This window comes from Akkermansia muciniphila (assembly GCF_018709685.1).
GTDB classification, from domain to species: Bacteria; Verrucomicrobiota; Verrucomicrobiia; order Verrucomicrobiales; family Akkermansiaceae; genus Akkermansia; species Akkermansia muciniphila_E.
Map to the genome: position 1 here is coordinate 1 of NZ_JABDHQ010000001.1, position 25,416 is coordinate 25,416.

Sequence of the window (25,416 nt, forward strand, 5' to 3'; positions counted from 1 at the left end):
TCCATATCCTCAACCAAGAGGAAATAGGGCACAAAGGAGAAGGGCAGAGAGTCTTTCCCTTTTATCGGGAAAGGAGGGAAGGGTTCTACTTTTTCTGAAGGGAACCGGGCGCCTTCCCCCGGTTTCCGCCCTCCCCCCTGCATGGCGCGCTCTTTCCATGGAGACGGAATGCCTTCCCATCTTCCCCGAAGGAGGCCGGAGCCGCCGGTTTTCGAATGGACGGAAGGATTTTTTCTGCTATATATAGGAAGTTTTCATTATTTCGCCATTTATGAAAAGATCATTCTGGATTGGAATTATTTGCGCTGTCTGCTGCCTGGGAAGCATCCCTCTTTCATCCGCTGTACAAACAGCCAGTGTAGGCTCCACTTTTTCCTGCACCTTCCTGGATTCCGGCGACCAGGGATTTTTTGATTCGTCAAGCACCCATACATGGGACCAGGGCCAGATAGACGCCGCCCTACGGGCGCTGTCCACCTGGGACAGCTTAATCACTTCTACCCCCGGCAGGACGCTTACCGTGGGCCTCACCTGGTACGACGGCGCCAATTCCTCCACCCTGGCCTCCGCCTATTCCCCTTATTTTTACTACCAGTCCAACGGACCGCAGCAGGTTTCCACCCTGGCGGAGTCCGTCTGGCGCGATGGAAGCACAAGGGCCGGCACAGGTTATGATATTTACATCCAGTGCAATACCGCCCATTTGAATTCCCTTTACTATGAGGCCGCCTTATCCCCGGAGCATACCGGGAAATATGATTTTCAAAGCATTCTGACCCATGAGGTGGGGCATACCGTAGGGTTCCTCTCCCTGGCTACACAGAACAGTACCTTCCAGGTCCAGTCCGGGAATGCTTCCGCAGCATACAGCACCATGCTGTATACCCGGTATGATTCCCTGTTAACCAACCGGGAAGGCCAGTCCATCGTGGAAAAGGCGGGGAACGGAAATACGGCGTTTACACTGGGAGAAACCCTGTCGCTAGCCGATACCGGGTTGACCGCCTATAATCCCTCCACGTGGCAGCAAGGGTCCAGCATGGCCCATATTGACAGCGCGAGCGATCCGGACGCCCTCATGCAGTATTCCCTTTCTCCGGATACCTACCACCGCACCCTGACAGAGGGGGAAATGGAACTGATGCGCTCCATGGGCTGGAACATGGTGCCGGAACCCTGCACCTCCGCGCTTGCCCTTTTGGGGCTGGCCGCGCTGACGTTGCGGAGACGCCGTTGCTGACGGCATGGCGCTCCCGGGTTTTCCTTTATCCACCAGGTTCAGGCATTCATAGCATAAGGGCGCTCCTGACAGGGAGCGCCCTTATGGTTTTCCCGGCAATGCGCCGGAGAAGCAGGTTTTCCGGTTATTTCTTTTCCTTGGTAAAGTCAAGCTTGCCGCCCTTTTCCCTCACCACGATTTCCGTTCCTTCCGGGAATTCCCCTTCCAGGAGCTTGAGGCTGAGGGGATCCAGCAGGTCATGCTGGATGGCGCGCTTGAGCGGACGGGCTCCGTAGACGGGATCAAAGCCATGATCCGCCACCAGGGCCGTAGCCTCCGGAGTCATGCGCAGGAACAGGCCTTTGGCTTCCAGGCGTTTGCGGACACGCTTAAGCTGAATGTCCACAATGCCCTTGAGTTCTTCCGCCGTCAGGCGGTCAAAGATGATGATTTCATCAATGCGGTTCAGGAATTCCGGCCTGAAGTGGCCGCGCAGGGCATCCAGGGCCTTGGCTTCCCGCTGTTCCGGGTTGGATTCATTAAGGATGTACTGGCTGCCTATGTTGGAGGTCATGATGATGACCGTGTTGCGGAAGTCGACCGTACGCCCCTGCCCGTCCGTGATGCGGCCGTCATCCAGTACCTGGAGCAGCACGTTGAAGACGTCCGGATGGGCTTTTTCAATTTCATCAAAGAGGACCACGCAGTACGGATGGCGGCGCACGGCTTCAGAGAGCTGGCCGCCTTCTTCATAACCCACGTATCCGGGAGGCGCTCCAATGAGGCGCGCTACGGAGTGCTTTTCCATGTATTCCGACATGTCAATGCGGACGATGGCGTTTTCATTGTCAAAGAGGAATTCCGCCAACGCCTTGCTGAGCTCCGTCTTGCCCACGCCCGTGGGCCCCAGGAACAGGAAGGAGCCGATGGGCTTGTTTTCATCCTGAAGTCCCGCGCGGGCACGCCTCACGGCGTCGGACACGGCCTTGACGGCCTGCTTCTGCCCGATCACCCGGGCGCCCAGGCGTTCTTCCATGTGCACCAGCTTGACGCGTTCCCCTTCCTGCAGGCGGTCGGCGGGAATGCCCGTCCAGGTAGCCACCACCTTGGCGATGTCCGCCTCCGTGACTTCCTCCTTCAGCAGGCCTCCGTCTTCCTTCTGCATTTTGTTAAGCTTTTCCTTGCCTTCCTTCAGGGCCTGTTCGGCTGCCGGGAGTTCACCGTACGTGATTTCGGAGGCGCGGGTCAAGTCCCCCATCCGCTTGGCCCGTTCACTTTCCAGTTTCAGGGCTTCTATTTTTTCCTGTTCCACACGCACGGCGTCCAGAGCGGCTTTTTCACTCTTCCATTTGGCAATCATGGAGCCTGATTTTTCCTTTAGGTCAGCCAGGTCCTTGGTGATTTTTTCCAGCCGGGCCTTGCTGTCCGCGTCTTTCTCCTTAGCCAGGGCCTGCCGCTCCATTTCAAGCTGCATGCCCTCGCGTTCAATCTGGTCGATCTCCGTGGGCATGGAGTCCAGCTCAATCTTGAGCCTGGCCGCCGCTTCGTCCACCAGGTCCACCGCCTTGTCAGGCAGGAAACGGTCGGAAATGTAACGGTCGGAAAGGGTGGCCGCCGCCACAATGGCGCCGTCCGTAATGCGCACGCCATGGTGCACTTCATAACGCTCCTTCAGGCCGCGCAGGATGGCAATGGTGTCTTCCACGCTGGGTTCCGCCACCATGACGGGCTGGAACCGGCGTTCCAGGGCGGCATCCTTTTCAATGTATTTGCGGTATTCATCCAGCGTTGTCGCGCCGATGGTACGCAGTTCACCGCGGGCCAGCGCAGGCTTGAGCAGGTTGGAGGCGTCCACGGCCCCTTCACTGGCGCCCGCTCCCACAATGGTGTGCAGTTCGTCAATGAACAGGATGATTTCACCGTTGGAGTCCGTCACTTCCTTGAGGAAGGATTTCAGGCGCTCTTCAAATTCGCCGCGGTATTTGGCCCCCGCGAGCATGGACCCGATGTTCAGGGAAATGATGCGCTTGTTGCGCATGCTTTCCGGCACGTCCCCGTTGACAATGCGGCGCGCGAGGCCTTCCGCAATGGCGGTCTTGCCCACGCCGGGCTCCCCGATGAGCACGGGGTTATTCTTGGTCCGGCGGGAAAGGATCTGGAGGACGCGGCGGATTTCCGTATCACGGCCGATGACGGGGTCAATTTTTCCGGCGCGGGCGCGGGCCGTCAGGTCCGTACCGTATTTTTCCAGCGTCTGGTACTTGCCTTCCGGATTGTCGTCCGTCACGCGCTGGTTGCCGCGCACTTCCTTCATGGCGGCCAGATAGTTGTCCTTGGTCAATCCAAAGGTGTCCGTCAGCTGGTGCACCTTGTTCTGCGTATCCAGGGCGCCCAGCATGAAGTGTTCCACGCTGAGGTAGTCGTCCTTGAGCTTTTTGCGCTCTTCTTCCGCGGCGTTCATCACCGTCTCCAGGTCACGCCCCATGCGGGGCTGCGTGGTTGCCCCGCTCTGGGAGGGTTCGCGGGCCACTTCCCTCTGCGCCGCCTGCAGCAGCAGGCCCGGATCACAGGAGGCTTTCCGGAGAATGGGGGACAGGATGCCGCCGTCCTGCTCGAGCAACGCTACCAGAACGTCCAGAGAGGAAATTTCTGGCTTCCCGAGCCGCCCCGCAGTCTGCTGCGCCTGCATCAGCGCTTCCTGAAATTTTGTTGTTAGATTGTTAAGCATGGTATGTTGGTAATTTAGACATAAGAATAACTCCAACCGTTGAATGGGAAAGCAGGATTTTTCCTGTTATCCGGATTTTTTTTGACCCTTCAAACTGCCTGTAATATTCTCATGTGCCCGGCGTATTTTTAAAAAACCCGCATTTTAGCTGCAATTCCTTATTTCCTGTCTCCAGTTTCAGTTGTTCCTATGATCCGCATTCCTTTTCTTTCGTTTCTCTGCTTCGCCCTGCTCGTGGCCCATACAGCCGCTTCCGGCAGGGAAATGCCTTCCCCGTATCCGGCTCCGGAACCGGGCGTGCGCCTGACCCCTCCGGAATCCCCGGCGCCCCTGATTAATGAACCGCGGCTTTTCGGAGCCACTCCCGGCGCGCCCATCCAGATGTCCATCAGCGCGAGCGGGAAGCGTCCGATGAGTTTTGCGGCCGCCAAGCTTCCTCCGGGATTGAAGCTGGACAGGGAAACCGGCGTCATTACCGGAAGAATCAGCCGCCCGGGCACTTACTCCTTTCCCGTGCAGGCGAGCAACAGCCACGGTAAAACCACCGGGACCATGACCGTCCGCATCGGAAAGGAGATCTGCCTGACGCCTCCCATGGGCTGGAGCAGCTGGTATTCCTACAGCGGCGGCGTCAGCCAGGAAAATATCCTGAAAACCGCCCGGCTGATGGTGGAGTCCGGACTGGCCCAGTACGGTTATTCCTACGTCAACATTGACGACTGCTGGCAGGGCAGCCGGGGCGGCAAGTACCGCGCCATCCAGCCCAACAAACGTTTTCCGGACATGAAGTCCATGTGCCGTGAAATCCACCGCCTGGGGCTGAAGGCGGGGATTTATTCCACCCCCTGGATGGGCACTTACGCCGGCTACATGGGCGGCACTTCCCCCAATTCCCAGGGGGATTATTCCTCCCTGGCCCTTCCCGAGAATAAACGCCCGCAGCCCGACCAGCTGTTCGGAGGCTGTCCCGGTTCCCAGCGGCTGGGAGCCGCCAAAATCGGCCCCGTATGGATGGTTTCCCAGGACGCCAAGCAGTGGGCGGAATGGGGTTTTGACTACGTCAAGATGGACTGGTACCTGATCGACGTGCCGAGCACGGAAAGAATTTCCGCCGATTTGAAGAAGAGCGGCCGGGACATCGTCTTGAGCGTTTCCAATTCCACTCCGTTTGAGATTGCCGGCCCCATCAGCAAAACGGCCAACGTCTGGCGTACCACCGGGGATATTGAGGATCACTGGGGGAGCTTGAAGAAGATCGCCTCCTCCCAGGAAAAATGGCAGCCCTATGCCGGACCGGGGCACTGGAATGATCCGGACATGCTCCAGATCGGCCGCCTGGGCAAGGTCGGGAAGGCGAACACCACGTTCCAGCCCACCCGTCTGACGCCGGACGAGCAGTATTTTCAAATGTCCTTCTGGGCCATGATCTCCGCCCCCCTGATTATTTCATGTGATCTGGAGCACCTGGACGATTTCACGCGGGGCATCCTGTGCAACCGGGAAGTGATTGCCGTGAACCAGACGTTTCACGGCCCCTCGGAAAAGGTTTTAGCCCAAGATGGCTGCGAAGTCTGGATCAAGCCCCTGGGGGAAGGCCGTACTGCCGTCGGGTTTTTCAATACGGGCAATGAACGCCAGACCGTGAAGGTTCCCCTTTCCCTGCTTAAACTGAAATCTCCCCAGCATGTCCGCGACGTGTGGAAGCAGGAAAACGCCGGCACGGCGCGCCAGGAAATGAATGTGCAGCTCAACCCGCACGGAGCGGCCCTGTTCCTTCTGGAGGGTAAAAAATAGCCCGTGGGCCGGGAGGCCGCCTTCCGCCGCTTCATCAATAAAAACCGCCCCGGCTGCCGGAGAAAGATGCGGAACCAAGGCGCCGGCTGACGCCGGGCGATTTTCCGCCGGGATTATTCTCCGGACCGGGGCGGCGTGGCGTTCCCTACCGCTAACCACGGGGCAATGTATCCAGCGCGGCGTTCAGGGTCATCACGTTGATCACGTTTTCCCCCAGAATGCCACCCCGGACGAAGTGTTCCGCCACCAGTTCCCGGATTTTTTCCGGGGGCAGTCCGCGCGCGGCGGCCACACGGTTCAACTGGAATTCCGCCGCTTCCGGAGAGATGAAGGATTCCAGTCCGCTGCCGGACGCAAAGAGCATATCCGCCGGAACAGGCGTTTCCTCCGGCAGGTTGTGGGCTTTCAGCAGGGCCGCCCTGCGCTCTGCCACTGTCTTGACCAGCTCCCCGGAGGTCCAGGAGAGGTTGCTGGCTCCGGAAGGCATGGTGGCGTAGTCCCCGGCGGAGGGCCGGGGCCAGAAGTACCGGGCGGAGGTGAAGGGCTGGGCGATGAGCTCCGAGGCGATGACTTCCCCCCGTTCATTCCGGATCAGGGAACCGTGCGCCTGGTGGGGGAACAGAACCAGGCTGACAAGCGTGACAGCCAGGGGGTAAATGCCGCCGGTGATGACGGCCAGCGCCAGAAACAGGCGCAGATTGGGAAATGTCCATTTCATAATGATTCAGCAGGTTGGGTTTGGATTGTTCAGACAAGGCGCAGGGCGGTGACGGCCATGTCAATGAGCTTGATGCCGATGAAAGGCGCAATCAGGCCGCCTACCCCGTAAATGAGGATGTTGCGTTTCAGCAGGGAGGACGCTCCCGCCGGGCGGTAGGAAACCCCTTTCAGGGCCAGCGGGATCAGCGCCACGATAATGAGGGCGTTGAAGATCACGGCGCTGAGGATGGCGCTCTGGGGGGAGTGCAGGCCCATCACGTTCAGGGTGGAGAGCGGCCCCTGGGCCATGCCGCCAGCTACAAAGAGACCGGCAAACATGGCGGGGATGATGGCGAAGTACTTGGCCACGTCATTGGCGAAGGAGAAGGTGGTCAGCGCGCCGCGGGTGATCAGCATTTGCTTGCCGATTTCCACGATTTCAATCAGCTTGGTCGGGTTGCTGTCCAGGTCCACCATGTTGCCGGCCTCCCGGGCGGCCTGCGTGCCGGTGTTCATCGCCACGCCCACGTCGGCCTGGGCCAGGGCGGGAGCGTCGTTGGTGCCGTCCCCGGTCATGGCCACCAGATGGCCTTCCGCCTGTTCTTCACGGATGCGCGCCAGCTTCATTTCCGGCGTAGCTTCCGCAATGAAGTCGTCCACCCCGGCCTCCGCCGCAATGGATGCGGCAGTCAGGGCATTGTCCCCGGTCACCATGACGGTGCGGATGCCCATGGCCCGGAGCCGGGCGAAGCGTTCCTTGATGCCGCCCTTGACGATGTCCTTCAGATAGATGACGCCCAGTACGTCCCTTCCCCGGGCCACCACCAGCGGCGTGCCGCCCGCCCGCGCGACGTTCTGCACGGTCATTTCCACCTCTTGCGGGAAGGTTCCGCCCTGGTCCTTCACCCACTGCGCCACGCTTTCCGCAGCGCCCTTCCGGATGGAAACGGCCGGCTGGCCATCGTGCTCCGCCATGTCCACGCCGCTCATGCGGGTGGAAGCGGAGAATGGAACAAAGGAGATGTGGTCCGCGTCCATGTGGCGGCCCCGGATCCCGAACTGCTTTTTGGCCAGCACCACGATGCTGCGGCCTTCCGGCGTTTCATCAGACAGGGAGGCGAGCTGGGCGGCTTCCGCCAGCTGCCGGTCCTCCACGCCGGGCGCAGGCAGGAATTCATTCGCCATGCGGTTGCCGAAGGTGATAGTTCCGGTCTTGTCCAGCATCAGCACATCAATGTCCCCGGCCGCTTCCACGGCACGGCCGGACGTAGCCAGCACGTTCCGGCGCACCAGCCGGTCAATGCCGCTGATGCCGATGGCGCTCAGCAGGCCGCCGATCGTCGTCGGGATCAGGCACACCAGCAGGGAGACCAGGATGGGCAGGGAGATATGGCCGTCCGCCCTGAAACCGAGCGCCCGGGCGGAATCTTCAATGTATCCGGCCATGGCTGGGAGGGAAAGCACTACGGCAATGAAGACGATGGTCAGCGCCACCAGCAGGATGCCCAGCGCGATTTCATTGGGCGTCTTCTGCCGGCTGGCGCCTTCCACCATGGCGATCATGCGGTCCAGGAAGGTATTGCCCGGTTCCGCCGTGATGCGGATGACGATGCCGTCACTGATCACGCGGGTGCCCCCCGTTACGGCGCTGCGGTCGCCCCCGCTTTCACGGATGACCGGGGCGGATTCCCCGGTAATGGCAGATTCGTCCACGCTGGCGATGCCTTCAATCACCTCGCCGTCCAGCGGGATGACGTCCCCGGCCTCGCACAGCACTTTCTGTCCCTTGCGCAGCTCGGAAACGGAGACGATTTCCTCCGTGCCCTTATCCGTCAGGAGGCGGGCGTTCACATAGACGCGCATTTTTTTCAGGGCGTCCGCCTGGGCCTTTCCACGGCCTTCTGCCAATGCTTCCGCAAAGTTGGCGAACAGGACGGTGAACCAGAGCCAGAGCGTGATTTGCAGGGTAAAGCCGAAGGGCTGCCCGGCAGCGATATCCCTGACAAGGACAATTGTGGCAATCAGGGCGCCGATGGCCGTGACGAACATCACGAAGTTTTTAGACAGGGAGCGCGGGTCAAATTTGCGCAGCGCGTCCCTGAAGGCCGTTTTCAGCATGGCCCCGGTGCACCAGGATTGATTCTTTTTTTCTTCTTTCATCATCGTAACATCTGGATTGTTGGTGAATATGCCTTACAGCATGGTTCCCGAATACAGGAGCAAATGCTCCAGAATGGGCCCCAGGGCCAGGGCCGGGAAGAAGGTGAGGGCGCCTACAATCAGCACCACGGCCACCAGCAGGACCATGAACATCAGGTTGTCCGTCGCCATGGTGCCCTGGGCCGGCGGCGCGGTTTTCTTGGATACCATGCTGCCCGCAATGATCATCACCGGAATGATGGCTCCGAAGCGCGCCAGCAGCATCGCCAGGCCGCCCAGCAGGGAATAGAAAGGCGTATCCCCCACGGCCAGGCCCGCAAAGGCGCTGCCGTTGTTCCCGGCCTGGGAGCCGAAGCAGTACAGGATTTCCGTCAGTCCGTGAGGTCCGGCGTTGCAGATGGATTCACGCCCCACTTCCGTGGCGGCGGCCAGCCCGCTCATGACCAGGACGGCTATGCCGGGCAGCAGAACGCCCACCATGGACCAGCGCACTTCCCGCGCTTCAATTTTTTTGCCCAGGAATTCGGGGGTGCGCCCCACCATCAGGCCGCACAGGAACACAGTGATCATGGCGAACATCAGCATGCCGTACAGGCCGCAGCCCAGACCGCCAAAGATCACCTCCCCCAGCAGCATGTTGAACAGGGCGATGCCGCCGCCCAGCGGGGACATGCTGCAGTGCATGCAGTTCACGGAACCGTTGGAGGAAGCCGTGGTAGCCACGGACCAGAGGGAGCTGTTCGTAACCCCCAGGCGCACTTCCTTGCCCTCCAGCATTTCCATGCCGGGGAACAGCGGGTTGCCCGCGTGTTCCGCCCACTGGGACAGCCCGATAGTCGTCACGAGCAGAAGCATCATGGCGCCGAAGATGATCCAGCCCTGCTTCTTTTTCCCGATCATCACGCCATAAGCGTACGGGCAGGCGCAGCCGATCAGGAGCAGGGAGAGCATTTCAACCATGTTGCTGAAGGGCGTGGGGTTTTCAAAGGGATGCGTGCTGTTGTTCCCGAAGAAGCCGCCGCCGTTCGTCCCAAGCTGCTTGATGGCCACCTGGGAGGCCGCCGGACCGTTGGGGATCACCTGTTCCACGCCATCCATGCCCGGCACGGTGACGGGCCCGTCAAAGGACTGCACCACTCCCTGGGAGACCAGCAGAAGCGCGACGACTACGGAAATCGGAATCAGGAAGTACAGGGTGCTGCGCGTCAGGTCCGCCCAGAAGTTGCCCAGGGTGGAGGCGCATTTCCTTTTCAGCCCGCGGATCAAGGCAGCCATGACGGCCAGCCCCGTGGCGGCGCTGACGAAGTTCTGCACGCCCAGCCCGGTCATCTGCACAAAGTAGCTGATGCCCTCCGGCCCTTCGCCGGAGTAGAACTGCCAGTTCGTATTGGTCATGAAGCTGACGGCCGTATTCAGGGCAATGTCCCACCGCATGTTTTCCGTGCCGGCGGGATTCAGCGGCAGCCATTTCTGGCACAGCAGGGAAAGGAAGAGGATGAGGAATCCGGCGGCGTTGAACAGAAGAACGGCCGCCAGATACTTTTTCCAGTCCATTTCGCGGGAGGGGTCCACGCCGGCCACACGGTACGTGCAGCGCTCCACGGGGCCCAGAACCGGGGAAAGCCAGGTCCGCTTTCCCTGTAAAACATTCGCCAGCCACTTCCCGAGCAACGGGGTGAAGGCGACCAGTATGCCTATGAATAGGACAATGATTAACAAGTCGTGTGAGGACATAACGCTACTCTATACATGTTCCGGAAATTCCGGGTAGTTAACAAAGGGCTTCCGGACATTAAGAAATTGTTAATTTCCCTCCGGAAGCCCGCTTTCATGCCGTCCGTACGCCGTTAGAATTCCACGCCCAGGCGGAAGCCCACCCAGAACTCGTCCCCGGCGTCCTTGCGGCGCAGCACCGTGGCCGCCTGGGAATAGTTGACGGAGCCGGAAAGCGAATAATGTTCCGCAAACCGCCACGTCACGCCCAGGCTCCAGTCAATGCAGTTGGAGCCGTCGTCATAGTCCACGTTATAACCGCCGTTATACCCGTACCTGGCCATGGGGGCCACCGTCACGTTTTCCAGAGGGGACCATTCCAGCCGCACAAAGGCGCTGTAATAGGCTTCAAAATCCTGATGCTCCACTTTTACCTGGGTTTCCGTCCCCACGGTCAGCCAGTCTGTCACGGCACAGGAGACGGTCAGGGCCGGATTGGCTACATTGTAATCCTGCGTGAAATAGAACTGGTGCTCATACCAGGGATTAACGGTCCACTTTCCCAGCTTCCAGGCGTAGCCCAGCACCAGGTCCAGTTCATCGTAATTGGCGGAATCCCCTCCGGCGTACCAGGCGCTGAGTGTAAGGTCCTTCCAGGAAATGCCCGGAGCCACTTCCCAAATGCCGCTGCCCGGCAGGCAGTCCAGCCCTTCCGTCACATATTTGCTGGACCACCCCGCGGAAAGGGAAAAGGCCCAGTCCGTGTCCGTGGAGGGTATGGCGGCCTCCTGCACTCTCGCCAGGGAGGGAGCAGCCGGGAAAGACGTTTCTCCGCCCACGCAGGCGGTTCCTGTTATCATGGCGCAGCCCAGGGCTGCGGCCCCTATGTTTCTTGCGATGTGTGTAATCTTCATAAAGACGTATCGAATACGTCATGAATCCTACACAGCATATTGACCTGCGTGAAGTTAAGCCATGCCCTGCAACCGTTATGAAAAAATATATTTTTCCGGATGCTACAGATAGAATGCCGCAACTTTTCCCGGCCCGCGGGAATGGAAAAAAGAGTTATTCAGCCCCGTCTGCCACAATCCTGTACCCCAGGCCGGATTCCGCGCGGATGATGCGGTTTTCCGGATCGGAATCCCCCAGCTTCTGCCGCAGGTGGGCAATGTGCACCCGGAGGTAGTGCGTATCTTCCTCATGCTGGGGGCCCCAGATTTCACGGAGCAGCTGGCGGTGGGTCATCACCTTGCCCTGGTGAAGCAGCAGCAGGCGCAGAATGCCGTATTCCTTGGAGGTCAGGTGGATTTCCTCCTTCCCCTTCTCCACGCGCCGGGAACTCAGGTCCACGATGATGGATCCCAGCCGGAACACGGAAGGCTCCCTGTCCGGACGGTTGCGCCGCAGCATCACGCGCAGGCGCGCCAGCAATTCCCGGCCGCTGAACGGCTTGGTCAGGTAATCGTCCGCCCCGGCGTCCAGGGCGTCTACCTTCTCATCCTCCCTGTCCCAGGCCGTCAGGATCAGAATGGGCACCTGAGTCCATTCCCGAAGCTGTTTCAATACTTCCAGGCCGCTGATGTCTGGAAGGCCCAGGTCCAGAATAATGGCGTCAGGCCGTTTCAGCGCGGTCTCGCTCAGGCCCAGTTGTCCGTTCTCACACTCGCGGACATGGTAGCCTGCCCCGGCCAGCGTGAGGTTCAGAAGACGGCGTATCTGCCGTTCGTCATCAATAATCAGTATATCAGCAGGAAGGTTGCTCATCAGGCAGGGGGTACTTATTCTTCAGGAACATGATCATGCTCCACCAGGGGAAAGACAAGGCGGAAACAGGTTCCGGCGGGAACGGGCAACAGGGAGACGGTCCCATGCTGGGCCTCCATGAAACCGCGCACGATGGGAAGCCCCAGGCCCAGGCCGCCGGGCCGCGTCGTCCGGAAGCGCTCAAAAATGGTTTCCGCCCGTTCGGGGGGAATGCCCGGCCCCAGGTCATGGACATCCAGCCAGACCTGGCCGCGCGCGGGGTCTGCTCCGCCCTTCAGCGTAATGGGGGTTCCCGCAGGAGTATGCACGCAGGCATTCAGCAGCAGATTGACCAGCACCTGCTCCATCAGGGAAAAATCCGCCTTCACCAGCGGATAATCCGGCGGCAGGGCGACGGACACGGGATGGTTCCGGCGCGCCTCCCTGGTGGCGGCCAGCGCCCCTTCAATCACGTCCCCCAGGTCGCACCAGTCCAGCCGGGGTTTCAGGGCGCCGGATTCCAGGCGGCTCACGTCCAGAAGATTCTTCACCAGACGGCGCAGGCGGCGCGCGGCCAGCAGGATTTCCCCGTACTCCTCCCGTTCCTCAGGCGCGGACGCGGCGCGCCCGGCCAGCTTTTCACAGCCGCCCTCAATCACGGCCAAAGGCGTCTTGAACTCATGGGAAACGCTGTCCAGCAGGGAGCGATGCAGTTTTTCGGATTCCTCCATGAGCCGCGTACGCGCCCGTCCCGCCCGCAATTCTTCGCGTTCCAGCGCCATGGCCAGCTGCGCGCCCATGCTTTCCAGCAAATCCTTCTGTCCGGCCGTAAGACGCTCCCCTTCCTCCGGCCTCACGCCAAGCACGCCCATGCAGCGTTCCCCGGACATCATGGGGAGGTAAAATCCTTCCGCCACCGGGAGCGTATCCGTAAACCTGCCTGCGGGGCGGCGGTGCTCCATGCACCAGGCCGCCACGCTCCATTCCTTCTCACCCATGGGAAAAGCCCCGCCGGACTCCCAAAGCTTCAGCCTGCCGCTGCCTTCCGGCGTCATGGCCGCCAGGCGCACCCCCATGATCTGGCTCATCTGGCCCACGGCCACGGAAACCAGGGACGGAACATCCGCCGCGGAGGCAAGCGCGCGCGAGTACAGGAACAGGGCGTTCGTCTTTTTTTCACGCTCCCGCTCCTCCTGCTCCCGCACCCTCAACCGTGACGTAAGGCGCCCCGTGGACAAGGCCACCAAGAAGAAAAACACGCACATCAGAGCGTCCTCCAGCCGCTCTATCTTGAAGGTCAGGACCGGGGGAATGAACAGCAGGTTCCACAGCAGGGCGCTCAGCGCGGCGGCCATCAGCATGGCCCACCGGGAACGGATGAAAAATCCCAGCCCCACCACTCCGGCCAGGTAAAGAAAACCCGGCGCAAAATATCCCGTAAACGCCGCCATCAGCAGCCCCAGCGCCGTAACCGCCGCCGTCACGCCTGCGGCCAGCCAGTAGTCCCGGCCATATTTTCCCGTTTCACGGTGCCAGCTCTTCCACCGGTTCCGGGCCGGGCCGGGAGCGGCGGGGACTACGTAAATGTCAATCTGGTCGCTCCCCTTCACCAGCTTGTCCACCAGCGAGATGGGGCGCACCAGCCCCCACAGGTAGGATTCCTGCGGTTTTCCCACTACAATCTGGCTGACGTTTCTTAAAAAGGCCATGCGGAGCAGCGTTTCCGCCAGGTCGGAGCCGGGCATCACGACCACCTCCGCCCCCAGCCGCCGCGCCAGTTCCAGATTGGCGTCCAGCCGCTGCTGCTGTCCGGGGGACAGCGGCACGCCCGTATCCACGGAAAGGGCAATCCACGGAGCATTCAGGGCGTAGGCCATGCGGCGCGTCCAGCGCACCAGCCGGGCGGAAAACGGGCTGGGCCCCACCGCCACCATCAGCCGTTCCCCGCTGCGCCAGATGGAGCGGTCCCCGGAAATGGTGCGCACCTCCGTCAGCTCATGGTCCACCTTCTCCGCCATGATGCGGAGGGCCAGCTCCCGTAGGGCCGTCAGGTTGGACTCCTTGAAAAAATGGTCCAGCGCGGCGGATGCCTGGGGAGCGCCGTATACCTTTCCCTCCCTCAGACGGGCGCGGAGCTGGTCCGGGGAAATATCCACCATCTGGATGCAGTCCGCCTCCGCCAGCACGGAATCCGGCACGGTTTCCTGCACGGGAGCGGCGGTAATGTCATGCACGGTATCGGAACGGCTTTCCAGATGCTGCACGTTCAGCGTGGTGTAAACGTCTATGCCTGCGGCCAGCAAATCCTCCACGTCCTGGTAGCGCTTCCTGTGGCGCATTCCGGGGACGTTGGTATGCGCCAGCTCGTCCACCAGAATGAGCTGGGGCTTCACGCGCAGCGCCTCCTCCAGATCAAACTCTTCCATCTCCACACCCCGGTAAACCACCTTTTTCATGGGAAGGCGCGGCAGCCTGCCGATAAGGCGCATCGTATCCTCACGGCCATGCGATTCCGCCACGCCTGTCATGACCTGCACGCCCTTGTCCGCCGCCTGAATGGCCGCCTCCAGCATGGCGTATGTCTTGCCCACCCCCGGCGCCATGCCGAAGAAGATTTTCAACAGGCCGCGGCCGGGGCAGGATTCCTCCCTCCGGATGGAGGCCAGAATTCTGTCTGCCCGCTGGCTGTCCAAATGCGCTTCTGAAAACATGAAAAAGGGGGGTCCTGATAATCTCCGTCTTTTAAACGGATTCACTTTAATGGAACCACGTTCGCGGCGCAAATAAAACAGACCAGAAAAAACGTTAAAATTTTATTAATTTCCCCGGCTCTTCCCCATTTCTGTTTTCTTCCTCCCCTCTTTCCGCTATCACGTATTTTTGGAATCTTTTTCTCTCTTCACCATGAACGCCTTCCACACTCTCCGCCGCGCTTTTGCTTCCGCCGCCGTCCTGTTTCTCCTGTACCTGGGCGCCGGCATGGCGCTGCGGGCGGACGAGACCGTTTCTGAAAACTTTGATTCCTTCCAGACAGGGGGGCTCACCTCCCTCACGACCGCGCTGGGAACCATGACGGCGGAAAGCGGCCATGCCGCCATTGCCAATAACCGCTGGTCTTCCCAGCCCAACTGCCTGCGGCTCATAGGCCTGGGTGCGGGGACAAAAAGCACGGCCACGCTGACGCTGCCCGCTCCCCTGGCCGTTAAAAAAATGCTTTCCCTGACGGGGGAACGCTGGACGTCCGCCAATCCTTTCTCCTTCACCATCCATGCCGTGGACCGGGAAGGGGAGGAAACCCTGGTTGCGGACGGCTCCTCCCTGAAAACGGGCGGCAACCCCATGACCCAGCAAGTGACGGGAATCATCCCTTCCGGCACTGCCGGTCTTATCTTCCGCTGCGAGGCCCCCGCCGGCACGGGCGTCCTCCTGGACGATCTGGCCTTTTCCGAATTCAAGCCTTTCTCCAGCGCCGCGGAAGCGTGGCCGGCCATGATCCGCATGGAGGCCAACGGCATTCTCCGTTTTTCCCTGACGGAAACCCCCTCCACTTATGCCGGCATGGCCGTCACCGTGGACATGAGCCCGTCCGATGACCTGGGAGACATTGAAAGCGTCTCCCTATACACCGGGGACGCCAACAGCATTTACTCCACACCCGCCTACGGCAGCGGCGGCCACGGCGCCATGAGTTCCCCCGGCATCCTGGCCAGCCCCGCCCAGCCGCCGGCCCCCGTCATGACCTTCCCCGTCACTCCGGGGGCGCTCACGGACGGCCAGCAATACTACTTCTGGGTCAGCGTCAAGCTCAAGGATTCCGCCAGCATGGACCACAAGGTGGGCGCCAGAATCGCCTCCGTTACCGTGGACGGGGAAACGACGGATGTTACCGGCAGAGTGACGGCCCGGCAGCGGATAGGCTATGCCATCGCCAAGGCGAACGACCCCGTTTACGGAGGGCCCACGGAAGGAAAGACCTCCAGGAAATTCCGTATTCCGGGCATTGTGCGCGCCAGGAACGGAGACCTGGTCTCCGTCTTTGACATCCGCTACGACGGCCGGAACGACATGCAGGCCAACATTGACACGGGGTGCAGCCGCTCCACGGACAACGGACGTACCTGGACGCCCGTCAACGTGGCCGTCAACTTCAACCCCACGGGCAATTCCGCCAATGATTACAACTCCGGCTACGGCGTCAGCGACCCCTGCATCCTGCTGGATGAAGTCAACGGCACCCTGTGGGTGGCAGGCATCGCCAGGCACGGGCTGGCCTCCTCCAAGGCCAACGTGGATGTGGAAAGCCTGGAAACCGTCCAGTACGTAGTGGCATACAGCACGGATAACGGCCAGACATGGGGGTCCGCAGACCCGGATACCGGGGAGTTCGTGAAAACGAAGCCCCGGAGCATTAACGGGGACATCAAGAACAGGGCCTGGAAATCCTTCTTCCAGGGCCCGGGCCACGGCATTACGATGAAAAAAACGGTCAATGGCGTGCGCCCCATCGTCTTCCCCTCCCAGATATGGACGGGTACCAGCGGCGCGGGCACCCCCCAGTCCTGCATCATTTATTCCCTGGACCGCGGCCAGACCTGGATCAGCGAGGATACCGGAAAATCCGGCACGCTCGGCATCGGGGCCAGCGCCAGCGAATGCGTGGTCACGGAGCTGAGCGACGGGCGCCTGATGCTCAACGCCCGCAATGAAAACAAGAGCGGCTACAGAAAAGTCTTCACGACGGACGACATGGGGAAAACGTGGACGGCCCACTCCACCAACCTGAAAGCGCTGCCGGAGCCCGCCGCCTGCCAGGCCAGCCAGCTTGCCGTGGAAAACTCCGGGAACATCGGCAGGGCCCTTCTCTTCTCCAACCCAGCCAAAACCGCCGCCCCCCGCGCCCTGATGACCCTTAAGGCCTCCTTTGACGAAGGCGCCACGTGGCCCGCGAACCGCCAGGTTCTCTATGATTCCCGCCCCTGCTGCGGCTATTCCGACATCTGCGAGACGGGAGACGGCCACATCGGCGTGCTTTATGAAGGGCTCAACGGGGATGAGAACATCTTCTTCCTCCGCATTCCGCATGGTGAATTCCTCCCCTCCCTGGACGTTCCCGCCGCCGCCCAAACCATCCGCGTGGAGGCGGAAGGAGTGACGGCCGCCACGTTCACCGTCTCCAGCGATGACTCCTGGGAGGCCTCCTCCTCCGCGGGCTGGATCACCGTTTCCCCGGCTTCCGGCTCCGGAAACGGCACAGTTACCTATAGCGTGGACCGCTGGGAGGGCGCGGGAGAACGCACTGGAACTATCACCGTCACCGTTCCCGGCGTCCAGCCGGCCGTGGTCACCATCATCCAGTCCGGCAGGACTCCCGCCCTGGCCGTGTCTCCCGGCGCCCACGTTCTTCCCAAAAACGGGGGAACGGCCATTTTCTCCGTCACCTGTGATGCCGCGTGGACCGTTTCCAAAACGGCGGACTGGGTGAACATCACCGGAACGCAGGGAGCGGAAACGGGTAATGGAACCGTATCCATTGCCGTAGCGGCCAATCCCGGGGAAAGCTCCCGCACGGCCGGATTCTCCTTTTCCTCCTTTGGAACCGTCCGCTCCGCTACCGTGGTTCAGCGGGGGCAAAAACGCACCTGGGATGAATGGAAAGAGGATGAAATCACCTCCCGTGACCCGGACGCAGGCCAGACGGGGCCCAATGACTCCCCTGCGGGGGACGGCATTCCCAACCTGCTGAAATACGCCACGGGCCTGGACCCTCTCAAACCCTGCGGGAGCGTGGTGCAGGTTTCCACGGAGGAAGCGGGCGGCGGCGCTTTTCTGGCACTGGACTGGCCCGTCAATCCGGAAGCCACGGGAATCAGGCATCTGGTGGAAGCCTCTGAAGACCTCCGCACCTGGACGGAAATAACGGAAGTGGAGACGGAGGGCAAAAGCTCCGCCTCCTTCCGGGATACCGTTCCCATGAACGCGGAAGGCCCCCGGAGGCGCTTCCTGCGCCTGAAAATCTCCCGGGAAAGGGAAAACACGCCTTAAGGGCAGAACTACGCGCGGCACAGGAAACCTCCCGGTGAAGGGAGAAAAACTCTCCGGACAGCCTTTCATTCCGGACAGCGGCGGAAAATGCCGCGGGCACGTCTGAAATCACCGATTCCAGCGTTTTCCGTGTTCCCGGCTGCCGGCAGAAGCCGCCATGCCTTCTCCCTCCGGAACACACTCTCTAACAAATAAAATTAAAAAATCGGAATGTTTTTTCCTTTCTTAATTGACAAATCATTCCCTTTCCTCTTAATGATTTAATGTTCATGAATCCGGTACATTGCCTGCCAGCCTCTTTCTGCGCCTGCGCCCTGTTGTCGGGAACAGCCGCTTCCGTCCATGCGGAAACGGCTTACAGCACACCCTGCGGCTACATCCAGACGGACCTGCACGCCAAGACCACCGGGTACCTGGGGCTGGGGGTGCATCCGGAAGCCCTGATGCGGCACACGCTTGAGGAAGGCAACATTACCGTTTCCGGTAATAAAATTACCATCACGGACCCGGACGTTAATTTCAATGACCTGATGGATGCGGATTCCGCCTATGTTCTGGAACTCATTTTCGGAGACGAGGCGATGGCCCTCCCCCTCAACAGGGATGCCTGGAAAAAGCCCGCTCCCTCCTGGACGGGGAATAAAGTGACCGTGGACGATAAAATCACGGCGGACCTGGTTAAAAACACCAAGCCCGTTTCCTACGTCCTGCGCAAGGCGCGCACCCTGAACGACGTTCTGGGCGCGGACAATACGTTCAGCCTGAAAAGCGGCACTTCCGGCACGGCGGATTCCGTTTATATTTCCACGTCGCCCACCATCCAGATTGCAGTTTACCACTCAGCGGCGGACAACAAATGGATGCGCCGCGGCTCCCGGGACGACATGGGCCTTCTCCCCGTGTTCAACCATGAACCTCTCAAAGTCGTCCGGAAAGCGGGCAATGACGTGCAGGCCTTCGTCATCGGGGAGGTGGTGCAGAATCACCAGAAGCTCCAGCTCTCCCAGGAAGGCACGCTGCTCCATACGGGGCTGGCCGTCCCCCAGACGCTTCACAGCATGTCCCTCCACACCACCCTGCCCGACCCCTCCGGCGACGTGGTTTACGTGCCCCTCACTGCGGGAGGCCCCCTGGAGCCGTGTTATTACGATTCCTCCTCCAGCCAGTGGAAAAACAAAAACACGGGTGAAAACGTATCCTCCACGGTGGTGGAAGGCATTCTGAACGTCCTTTCCGGCACCAGGCTTCCCGCCTGTACAACTGTCCAGGCAACTACCTTGTCCAATCCCCAGTAACTATTGATTACCATCATGAAACATTCCTTCCTGCTGTGCGCCGCCGCCGGCCTGGTCCTGACCGGAGCCGCCTCCGCCACGACTCTCTCCGTTTATAATGAAAACGACTACGGAGACGCCCCCGTTACGCCCATTTTTGACGCTTCCGGACATTCTCTGGAAAACGGGTCCGCCATGCTCGGCCATTTGACCAGCAGTACATGGTCCTTTGACCTGGTTAACGGAAACATCCAATGGTCCAGGGACAACACGCCCATGGACCAGCTGAGCTACAGCCAGATGGTGGAAATCAGGCAGAGTTTCGCCAGCAGCCTCTCCGACGTCTCTCCGGAATATCCCGGCACCATCACCAATAACGGCCAGTTCTCCCTTTCCGGCACCGTAGCCTCAGGACTGGAAGGAAAGCCTATTGTGCTGCTGATCACCAATGGTGATTCCTCTGCCGAATTTTCCCTGTTTGCGTTCCGGAACGTGACGACAGGCGAACTGGCCCTGTACCCGGGAGTGGTGGGAGACGACATGCAGCTCTTCTTCGGCTCACAGGAGGAAGCCGCTGCCGAAGGCTATGACTGGTACATCACTCCCCTCCTGGGCGACGATTTCAACCTGGTGGTTCCCGAACCCGCCACCGCTACGCTGAGCCTGCTTGGCCTGGCCGCCCTGATGATGCGCAGACGGCGGTAAAGCGCTTTTCCTCTCCCTCTGGGCCTCCGCACGGGAATGTTTCCGTCCGGAGGCTTTTTAGTGGGCTCCCGCTGCTTCAATTACGCCGTCCGGAACGCTGCACGCCTTGCTCAGCAATCTACCCTGCGGATGCAATCCGTACTGATTTTAAAAGATGCGTTCAGCGGCGCCCGGCCCGGCATCAGCCGCCGCAAACTTTACGACCTCATCATGGGAGGACAAAAACGCCCCGCGCGCTCCTGAAGAGCGGCGGGGCGCCTGTTCAAACGGGTTGAACCCGCAGGAGTTATTTCTTGACGGGAATGATATCCAGTTCCGCTACGGCGGCGTAATCCCGTCCCTTCGTTTCACTGAGGGCGGAGAAACGGAAGTAGCGCGCCTTGACGGGCGCCTGGAACTTCACTTCCTGAAGGTCCGGGCTATCCGGGAAGGCTCCCTTGGCGGCAGGCTGCCATTTTTCACCGTCCGTGCTCACTTCCACGGAATAATCCTTCACGCGGCCATTGCCGCTGCCGTCCTGGCGGGGCAGGTAGGTAATGCCGGAGAACTCCCGCTCCTTGCCCAGGTCCACGGCCAGCACGTGCGGGTGCTTGGTCACGGTCTTGTTGTACTCGGAGTGCCAGAAGGTGCCGGGATCCCCGTCAATGGCGAACTCGGCGTCCGCCTCTCCCTGCTCCTGGCTGGAAACGCTCTTGACGGTGTACTTGTCCGTACGGGTCAGCATGGTCATGTCCAGCTGGGCCGCGGGCACGCGGATTTCACCCTTGTAGGACTTGGAGGTGACGGGACGCATGAAGAAGGACAGCGGGTAGGGCTTGTTGGCCTTGATGATGTCCCTGCTCATGGGGCCGGGGCCGCAGGAGGCGCCCCCCAGGCCGCGCGTGGCGGAGGAGAGGATCAGCACGGTCTTGTCCGTCGTCTTGGGCAGCTCCACGGGGTGGTTGGCCAGAATCAGGTCCGTCGTGGTGTAGGGAATGGCTGAGAAGGCAAACGGGGCGCCCACGGAACCGAAGAGCAGGCCCTGCCCCTTGTCATCCGTGACGGCCACCCAGCGGGTGTCTTCATGGTTGCCGCAATCCTGCGGCCTGCCGTACGGGAAGAAGGAATCCCGGGCCGTCGTCTTGTACACGCCCAGGGGCATGCCGCTCTTGCGGTCCGCATAGTTTTCCTCCGGTCCGCGGCCGTAGTAGGTTACGTTGCCCATGTTCGCCGGAAGCTGGAGTTCATACCCCAGGCGCAGCAGCTCCAGGGGATTGCCGCGCGGCAGCAGCACGGACTGGCAGACGACGGTTCCATCCGGGTAGATAGTCCATTCCAGATTGTTGATGAAATGGGTGTTCGTGTCGTTCAGAGGCTGCTTTCTGGGCGTGATGGCGGTCTTGGTATCACCGTAGCCGCTGATGTTTTCAGCCTGCTTGCCGCTTACCTTGACGGACTGCTTGACGGTGACGCTGGTGCCGTTGTCCACGGCTTCATAACTGAGCAGTTCATGCTTCAGCTCACGGAGGCCGTTGGCCATGCTCTTGGCCATGACGCCCGGCTCATTGCTGGAAGCGGCGCGCAGGGCGTTCACCGCCATGGGCGTCTTGAACAGGGGCTTGCCGTTCACGGTGAACTGGGCCAGTTCCCCGGTGGCCGCGTCAAACTGCACGGAGAAATCCTTGCCGGACACGGTGTACTTGTCCGCGCTGAGGGTTACCTTGCCGGAAGGAGCCTTGAACATGGGCAGGTCTCCCTGCACGGGAAGCTGGAGCTGGTCAAAGGCCAGTTCATAGCCCTTCTTGGCCCAGTCCTTGTCCTTCTTCAGCTTGTAGCCGATGCGCAGGGCGTATTCCGCTCCCGGCTTCCGGTTCTTCAGCTGTGGGATGTCCGGCACGGGCACCACGATCTTCTCCCTGGGTCCGGCCGGAGGCGTATCCAGCTTGCCTTCCGCCACCACATTCCCGTTCTCCGTCAGGGTCCAGGTAATGTCGTACGGAGACAGGTCAGTGAAGAAGTTCTTGTTGAAGATGGCGATCTTGCCGTCGTCCGTCAGGGACGTGGAGATGTTCTGATAAACGTGCTTCACTTCAAAGTAGCCCGGTTCCGGCGTGCGGTCCGCCAGGATGGTGCCGTTGAACACGAACTGCCCGCTGTTGGGATGGTCGTTGAAGTCCCCGCCGTAGGCCAGCATCTTTTCCCCGTTCGGCAGCGTCTTGTACAGGCCCTGGTCCACCCAGTCCCAGATGGCGCCGCCCATGATGCGGTCGGAGGACTCAATGGCCTCCCAGTAATCCGCCAGGTTGCCCATGGCGTTCATCATGTTGTGCGCGTACTCGGAAATGTAGTAGGGCTTCGGGAAGTTCTTGTTGGCCGCCATGGAGCGCGTCCAGTCCACGGAGGGGTACTGGTTGGAGCCCAGGTCCACGATGTCGTTGTTGCGTTCATAGTGGGTGGGGCGGGACATGTCCCTGGCCTTCACGATCTTTTCCGCGCTGCGGAAGTTCTGGCCGGGACCGGCTTCATTCCCCAGGGACCACATGATCACGCTGGGGTGGTTCTTGTTGCGCTCCACCATCGCCATGATGCGGTCCACGTGGGCCGGCATCCATTCGATGGGGTGGGAAAGGGACTCCTTGCCGTAGTAGTAGCCGTGGGACTCGATGTTGGCCTCATCCTGCACATAAATGCCGTACTTGTCGCAAAGGTAGTAGAAATAGGGGTCTGCGGGATAATGGGAGCAGCGCACGTGGTTGATGTTGGCGCGCTTCATCATCTGCACTTCCTCCTCCATCTGCTCCGGGGTCACGTAGTGCCCGGTTTCCGGATGGCTTTCATGGCGGTTCACGCCCTTCACCTTGACCGGCTGGCCGTTCACCAGGAACACGCTGTCCTTAATCACCACGTTGCGGAAGCCCACGCGGGAGGAAACCATCTCCTCCGTCTTGCCGTCACGCTTCAGCGTCAGCACCAGCGTGTACAGGTTGGGGTCCTCCGCGGACCACAGTTTTGGCTTGGCGTAAATGCCCAGCAGGGAAGTCTTGAAATCCTTCATGCCGGTGATGCGCAGGGGCTTTTCCAGCACGCCGTCATACGGGGCGTCCTTGGGCTTGACGGGCTCCACCAGCTTGCCGGAAGCGTCATACAGGGCCATGGATACGGTGCACCCTTCCAGCTTCTCGGTCGCCGGGAACAGGTTGCGCACGTCCACGTCCACCTGGAGGCGCCAGTCCCCGTTCATGGTGCCGGGCTTGGCGGGGTCAATGTTCAGGGCCCAGTCCCTCTGGTCCACCGGATTGGTCTGCGCGAAAAAGTCGCGGATGTGGACCTTCGGCACCGCAAAAATGGAGACGTTGCGGAAAATGCCTGACAGGCGGAACATATCCTGGCATTCCAGGTACGCGCCGTCGGAATGGCGGTACACCTCCGCGGCCACCACGTTTTCCCCCTTCTTGAGGTAGGGGCTGATGTCAAAGCGGGCCGGATTGCGGGAGTCCTTGGAAAAGCCCACGTACTGCCCGTTGATCCAGAGGTAGAAGAAGGAATCCACGCCGTCAAACTGCATGTACACCTCCCTGCCGTCCCAGTCCGCGGGCACTTCAAAGGTGCGGCGGTAGGAGCCTACGGGGTTCCGTTCCTTGTAGGACGTGTAATTCTTGTTGGAGGGCTCCTTCATCACATAGGGCCAGGAGCGTTCAAAGGGGTACGGCTGGTTGGAATAAATGGGGGTGCCGTAGCCCTGCGTCTGCCAGGAGGCGGGCACCTTGATTTCCTTCCAGTCCTTCACGTCGTAATCCGGCTTGTAAAAATCGGCCGGGCGGCTCTGGGGGTCCTTTGCCCAGTGGAACTTCCACTGGCCGTTCAGGGACTTGCGCCATTTGCTGTTTTCAGGCAGCACCTTCAGGGCGGACTGCAAATCGCTGAAAGACGCAAAAAAGGCCGTGGGGGCCTCCTTGTTCAAATGCAGGTTCTGTTCCTGCTCCCATTCCAGCCCGGTGGGGGCGGGGGCGGGGGCGGAATCGCCCGGGGCTCCGAGGCCGCACATGGCGGAGCCTACCGCCAGCGCGGTACAGGATAAAAGCCAGGATCTGGTCGTTCTCATGAAGTAAGTATGTGTCAACGTTGGTATGCAAAAACGGATTGTCCTGTTACATACGAATCCGCAATTCTAATTCTAACAGCAAACTTCACCTTTGCAAGCTGCCGTTGCGTTTATGGACCGCCTGCGGAAAACGCAGCCGTTAAAAAGTATGCCTTAACTGAAGGACGCCCACGCACTGCATGGATTCCTGCTGCGTGTACTCCTTGGTGATGTAATGGAGGCCGAACAGCAGTTCCGTGCGCTTGTACCGGAGGCCGAAGCCATAACCCCATTCCCCCACCACGGGATACTTGTTCACGTACTCCGGAGAGGAGCGAAACACCGTGCCGTCCAGGTACAGGTCATGGGCCACGGCGCGCACGGCGGCGTGCAGGTAGCCGTAATACCCCCAGTTGGCGACGTTCGTCCTGTTGTAAACGAAGGGCGGCGCGGCGCTGGTGGCCCCGCGGATGCTGTTTTCAGGGGAAGTATTGCCCAGATTGTAGCCAAAGCGGAAGGACATGCCGCCGCCCGCCTGCACCTTCACCGTGCCCGCGTCCGCGTGCCAGTAAGCCAGGGCGTCCGTTTCAAAGCCGGAGCTGTAGCGCTTCTCCAGCCCGCGCAGGCGGTAGTAACGCTTGAAAAACAGATTGGCCGTCATTTCTCCGGGAAGCTGGTTGGACCAGCCGGGCCATTGTTCCATGCCCCACAGCTTATGAATGAAATGCTGGGAGCCTTTCGCCAGGGAATTCGTTCCCGTGGTGCCCAGTTGCAGTTCCAGGGAATTGGCCCTGTCTTCATTCTTGACCAGGGAGGTCAGGCCCAGCGTCAGGTTGCCCACATAGGGATGCTGGTTATAAATGGGATAGGTAGCTTTCTGCTCCGGAGTGTACATGAGCTGGGTCAGGTCCAGCCCCCACTGCTGGCGCAGGTTGGGGGAACCGTTCATGCCCATGAAACGCCGCCAGGAAGCCGAAGCGTTCGTACCCCCCAGCACCGTTCCCAGCATGCCGGAAAAGGTGTGGCTCCGGGACGTGGTGCCGGACATCCAGGCAAAGCGGACGCCGTTGGTATAGTTATCGTCATCTCCCACGAACATGTCGTTTTCCAGATGGAAACTGATGACGGGGCCCTCCTGCGGCGCTTCTATCTGCTGGGTTCCTGCCTGAAGGGAAGCCACCGACAACAGGCCGGCGCACATGCACAAAGCCGTACAATTCATGCGCGGCAGTTTGTGCGTTTCATTTGCGCGTGGCAAGGAAAAATCAGGCATGCC

The 25,416-nt window shown here is 60.5% G+C and carries 14 protein-coding genes; 5 read left to right on the forward strand and 9 right to left on the reverse strand.

Annotation, left to right across the window (positions count from 1 at the left end):
* Positions 1 to 271 precede the first annotated feature (271 nt).
* Positions 272 to 1,240, forward strand: coding sequence for a PEP-CTERM sorting domain-containing protein (locus HHJ06_RS00005; protein ID WP_215426761.1), 969 nt, complete (start codon positions 272 to 274; stop codon positions 1,238 to 1,240).
* A gap of 124 nt (positions 1,241 to 1,364) precedes the next feature.
* On the opposite strand, the gene clpB is transcribed toward HHJ06_RS00005, so the two are convergent.
* Complete coding sequence (gene clpB / locus HHJ06_RS00010) at positions 1,365 to 3,947, reverse strand: ATP-dependent chaperone ClpB (protein WP_215426762.1); 2,583 nt, start codon at positions 3,945 to 3,947, stop codon at positions 1,365 to 1,367.
* A 189-nt stretch (positions 3,948 to 4,136) separates the two neighbouring features.
* Here clpB and HHJ06_RS00015 point away from each other — a divergent pair, with 189 nt between their 5' ends.
* Positions 4,137 to 5,741 (forward strand): putative Ig domain-containing protein, encoded by a 1,605-nt coding sequence (locus HHJ06_RS00015; protein ID WP_215426763.1) that lies wholly within the window; start codon positions 4,137 to 4,139, stop codon positions 5,739 to 5,741.
* A gap of 151 nt (positions 5,742 to 5,892) precedes the next feature.
* Here HHJ06_RS00015 and kdpC read toward each other — a convergent pair whose 3' ends face one another.
* The 6 genes from kdpC to HHJ06_RS00045 form a co-directional block, all read right to left on the reverse strand.
* The gene (kdpC, locus tag HHJ06_RS00020) at positions 5,893 to 6,459 is read right to left on the reverse strand and encodes a potassium-transporting ATPase subunit KdpC (protein WP_215426764.1); all 567 of its coding nucleotides are present in this window, start codon (positions 6,457 to 6,459) and stop codon (positions 5,893 to 5,895) included.
* 29 nt (positions 6,460 to 6,488) lie between these two features.
* On the reverse strand, positions 6,489 to 8,600 hold the full coding sequence (gene kdpB / locus HHJ06_RS00025; RefSeq protein ID WP_343206582.1) for a potassium-transporting ATPase subunit KdpB: 2,112 nt from the start codon (positions 8,598 to 8,600) through the stop codon (positions 6,489 to 6,491).
* A gap of 33 nt (positions 8,601 to 8,633) precedes the next feature.
* Positions 8,634 to 10,334: a potassium-transporting ATPase subunit KdpA gene (gene kdpA, locus HHJ06_RS00030; protein ID WP_215426766.1), complete on the reverse strand. Its 1,701-nt coding sequence runs from the start codon at positions 10,332 to 10,334 to the stop codon at positions 8,634 to 8,636.
* A gap of 113 nt (positions 10,335 to 10,447) precedes the next feature.
* The gene (locus HHJ06_RS00035; RefSeq protein ID WP_215426767.1) at positions 10,448 to 11,227 is read right to left on the reverse strand and encodes a hypothetical protein; all 780 of its coding nucleotides are present in this window, start codon (positions 11,225 to 11,227) and stop codon (positions 10,448 to 10,450) included.
* A 154-nt stretch (positions 11,228 to 11,381) separates the two neighbouring features.
* Positions 11,382 to 12,080 carry a response regulator gene (locus tag HHJ06_RS00040; RefSeq protein ID WP_215426768.1) on the reverse strand — a complete coding sequence of 233 codons (699 nt, stop codon included), beginning with the start codon at positions 12,078 to 12,080 and terminating at the stop codon, positions 11,382 to 11,384.
* A gap of 14 nt (positions 12,081 to 12,094) precedes the next feature.
* On the reverse strand, positions 12,095 to 14,770 hold the full coding sequence (locus tag HHJ06_RS00045; protein WP_215426769.1) for a DUF4118 domain-containing protein: 2,676 nt from the start codon (positions 14,768 to 14,770) through the stop codon (positions 12,095 to 12,097).
* Positions 14,771 to 14,963: 193 nt separating this feature from the next.
* Here HHJ06_RS00045 and HHJ06_RS00050 point away from each other — a divergent pair, with 193 nt between their 5' ends.
* From HHJ06_RS00050 to HHJ06_RS00060, 3 genes are all read left to right on the forward strand, one after another.
* Positions 14,964 to 18,101: an exo-alpha-sialidase gene (locus tag HHJ06_RS00050; RefSeq protein WP_215426770.1), complete on the forward strand. Its 3,138-nt coding sequence runs from the start codon at positions 14,964 to 14,966 to the stop codon at positions 18,099 to 18,101.
* A 269-nt stretch (positions 18,102 to 18,370) separates the two neighbouring features.
* Positions 18,371 to 19,396 (forward strand): hypothetical protein, encoded by a 1,026-nt coding sequence (locus tag HHJ06_RS00055; protein WP_215426771.1) that lies wholly within the window; start codon positions 18,371 to 18,373, stop codon positions 19,394 to 19,396.
* 15 nt (positions 19,397 to 19,411) lie between these two features.
* Positions 19,412 to 20,080, forward strand: coding sequence for a PEP-CTERM sorting domain-containing protein (locus HHJ06_RS00060; RefSeq protein WP_215426772.1), 669 nt, complete (start codon positions 19,412 to 19,414; stop codon positions 20,078 to 20,080).
* Between the two features lie 286 nt (positions 20,081 to 20,366).
* On the opposite strand, the gene HHJ06_RS00065 is transcribed toward HHJ06_RS00060, so the two are convergent.
* On the reverse strand, positions 20,367 to 24,161 hold the full coding sequence (locus HHJ06_RS00065; protein WP_215426773.1) for a glycoside hydrolase family 2 TIM barrel-domain containing protein: 3,795 nt from the start codon (positions 24,159 to 24,161) through the stop codon (positions 20,367 to 20,369).
* A 139-nt stretch (positions 24,162 to 24,300) separates the two neighbouring features.
* Positions 24,301 to 25,362 (reverse strand): lipid A deacylase LpxR family protein, encoded by a 1,062-nt coding sequence (locus tag HHJ06_RS00070; RefSeq protein ID WP_215426774.1) that lies wholly within the window; start codon positions 25,360 to 25,362, stop codon positions 24,301 to 24,303.
* Between the last annotated feature and the right edge of the window lie 54 nt (positions 25,363 to 25,416).

Coding starts and splice junctions, on each gene's coding strand:
- HHJ06_RS00005 (WP_215426761.1), top strand. CDS start 272: ATGAAAAGATCATTCTGGATTGGAATTATTTGCGCTGTCTGCTGCCTG.
- clpB (WP_215426762.1), bottom strand. CDS start 3,947: ATGCTTAACAATCTAACAACAAAATTTCAGGAAGCGCTGATGCAGGCG.
- HHJ06_RS00015 (WP_215426763.1), top strand. CDS start 4,137: ATGATCCGCATTCCTTTTCTTTCGTTTCTCTGCTTCGCCCTGCTCGTG.
- kdpC (WP_215426764.1), bottom strand. CDS start 6,459: ATGAAATGGACATTTCCCAATCTGCGCCTGTTTCTGGCGCTGGCCGTC.
- kdpB (WP_343206582.1), bottom strand. CDS start 8,600: ATGAAAGAAGAAAAAAAGAATCAATCCTGGTGCACCGGGGCCATGCTG.
- kdpA (WP_215426766.1), bottom strand. CDS start 10,334: ATGTCCTCACACGACTTGTTAATCATTGTCCTATTCATAGGCATACTG.
- HHJ06_RS00035 (WP_215426767.1), bottom strand. CDS start 11,227: ATGAAGATTACACACATCGCAAGAAACATAGGGGCCGCAGCCCTGGGC.
- HHJ06_RS00040 (WP_215426768.1), bottom strand. CDS start 12,080: ATGAGCAACCTTCCTGCTGATATACTGATTATTGATGACGAACGGCAG.
- HHJ06_RS00045 (WP_215426769.1), bottom strand. CDS start 14,770: ATGTTTTCAGAAGCGCATTTGGACAGCCAGCGGGCAGACAGAATTCTG.
- HHJ06_RS00050 (WP_215426770.1), top strand. CDS start 14,964: ATGAACGCCTTCCACACTCTCCGCCGCGCTTTTGCTTCCGCCGCCGTC.
- HHJ06_RS00055 (WP_215426771.1), top strand. CDS start 18,371: ATGAATCCGGTACATTGCCTGCCAGCCTCTTTCTGCGCCTGCGCCCTG.
- HHJ06_RS00060 (WP_215426772.1), top strand. CDS start 19,412: ATGAAACATTCCTTCCTGCTGTGCGCCGCCGCCGGCCTGGTCCTGACC.
- HHJ06_RS00065 (WP_215426773.1), bottom strand. CDS start 24,161: ATGAGAACGACCAGATCCTGGCTTTTATCCTGTACCGCGCTGGCGGTA.
- HHJ06_RS00070 (WP_215426774.1), bottom strand. CDS start 25,362: ATGAATTGTACGGCTTTGTGCATGTGCGCCGGCCTGTTGTCGGTGGCT.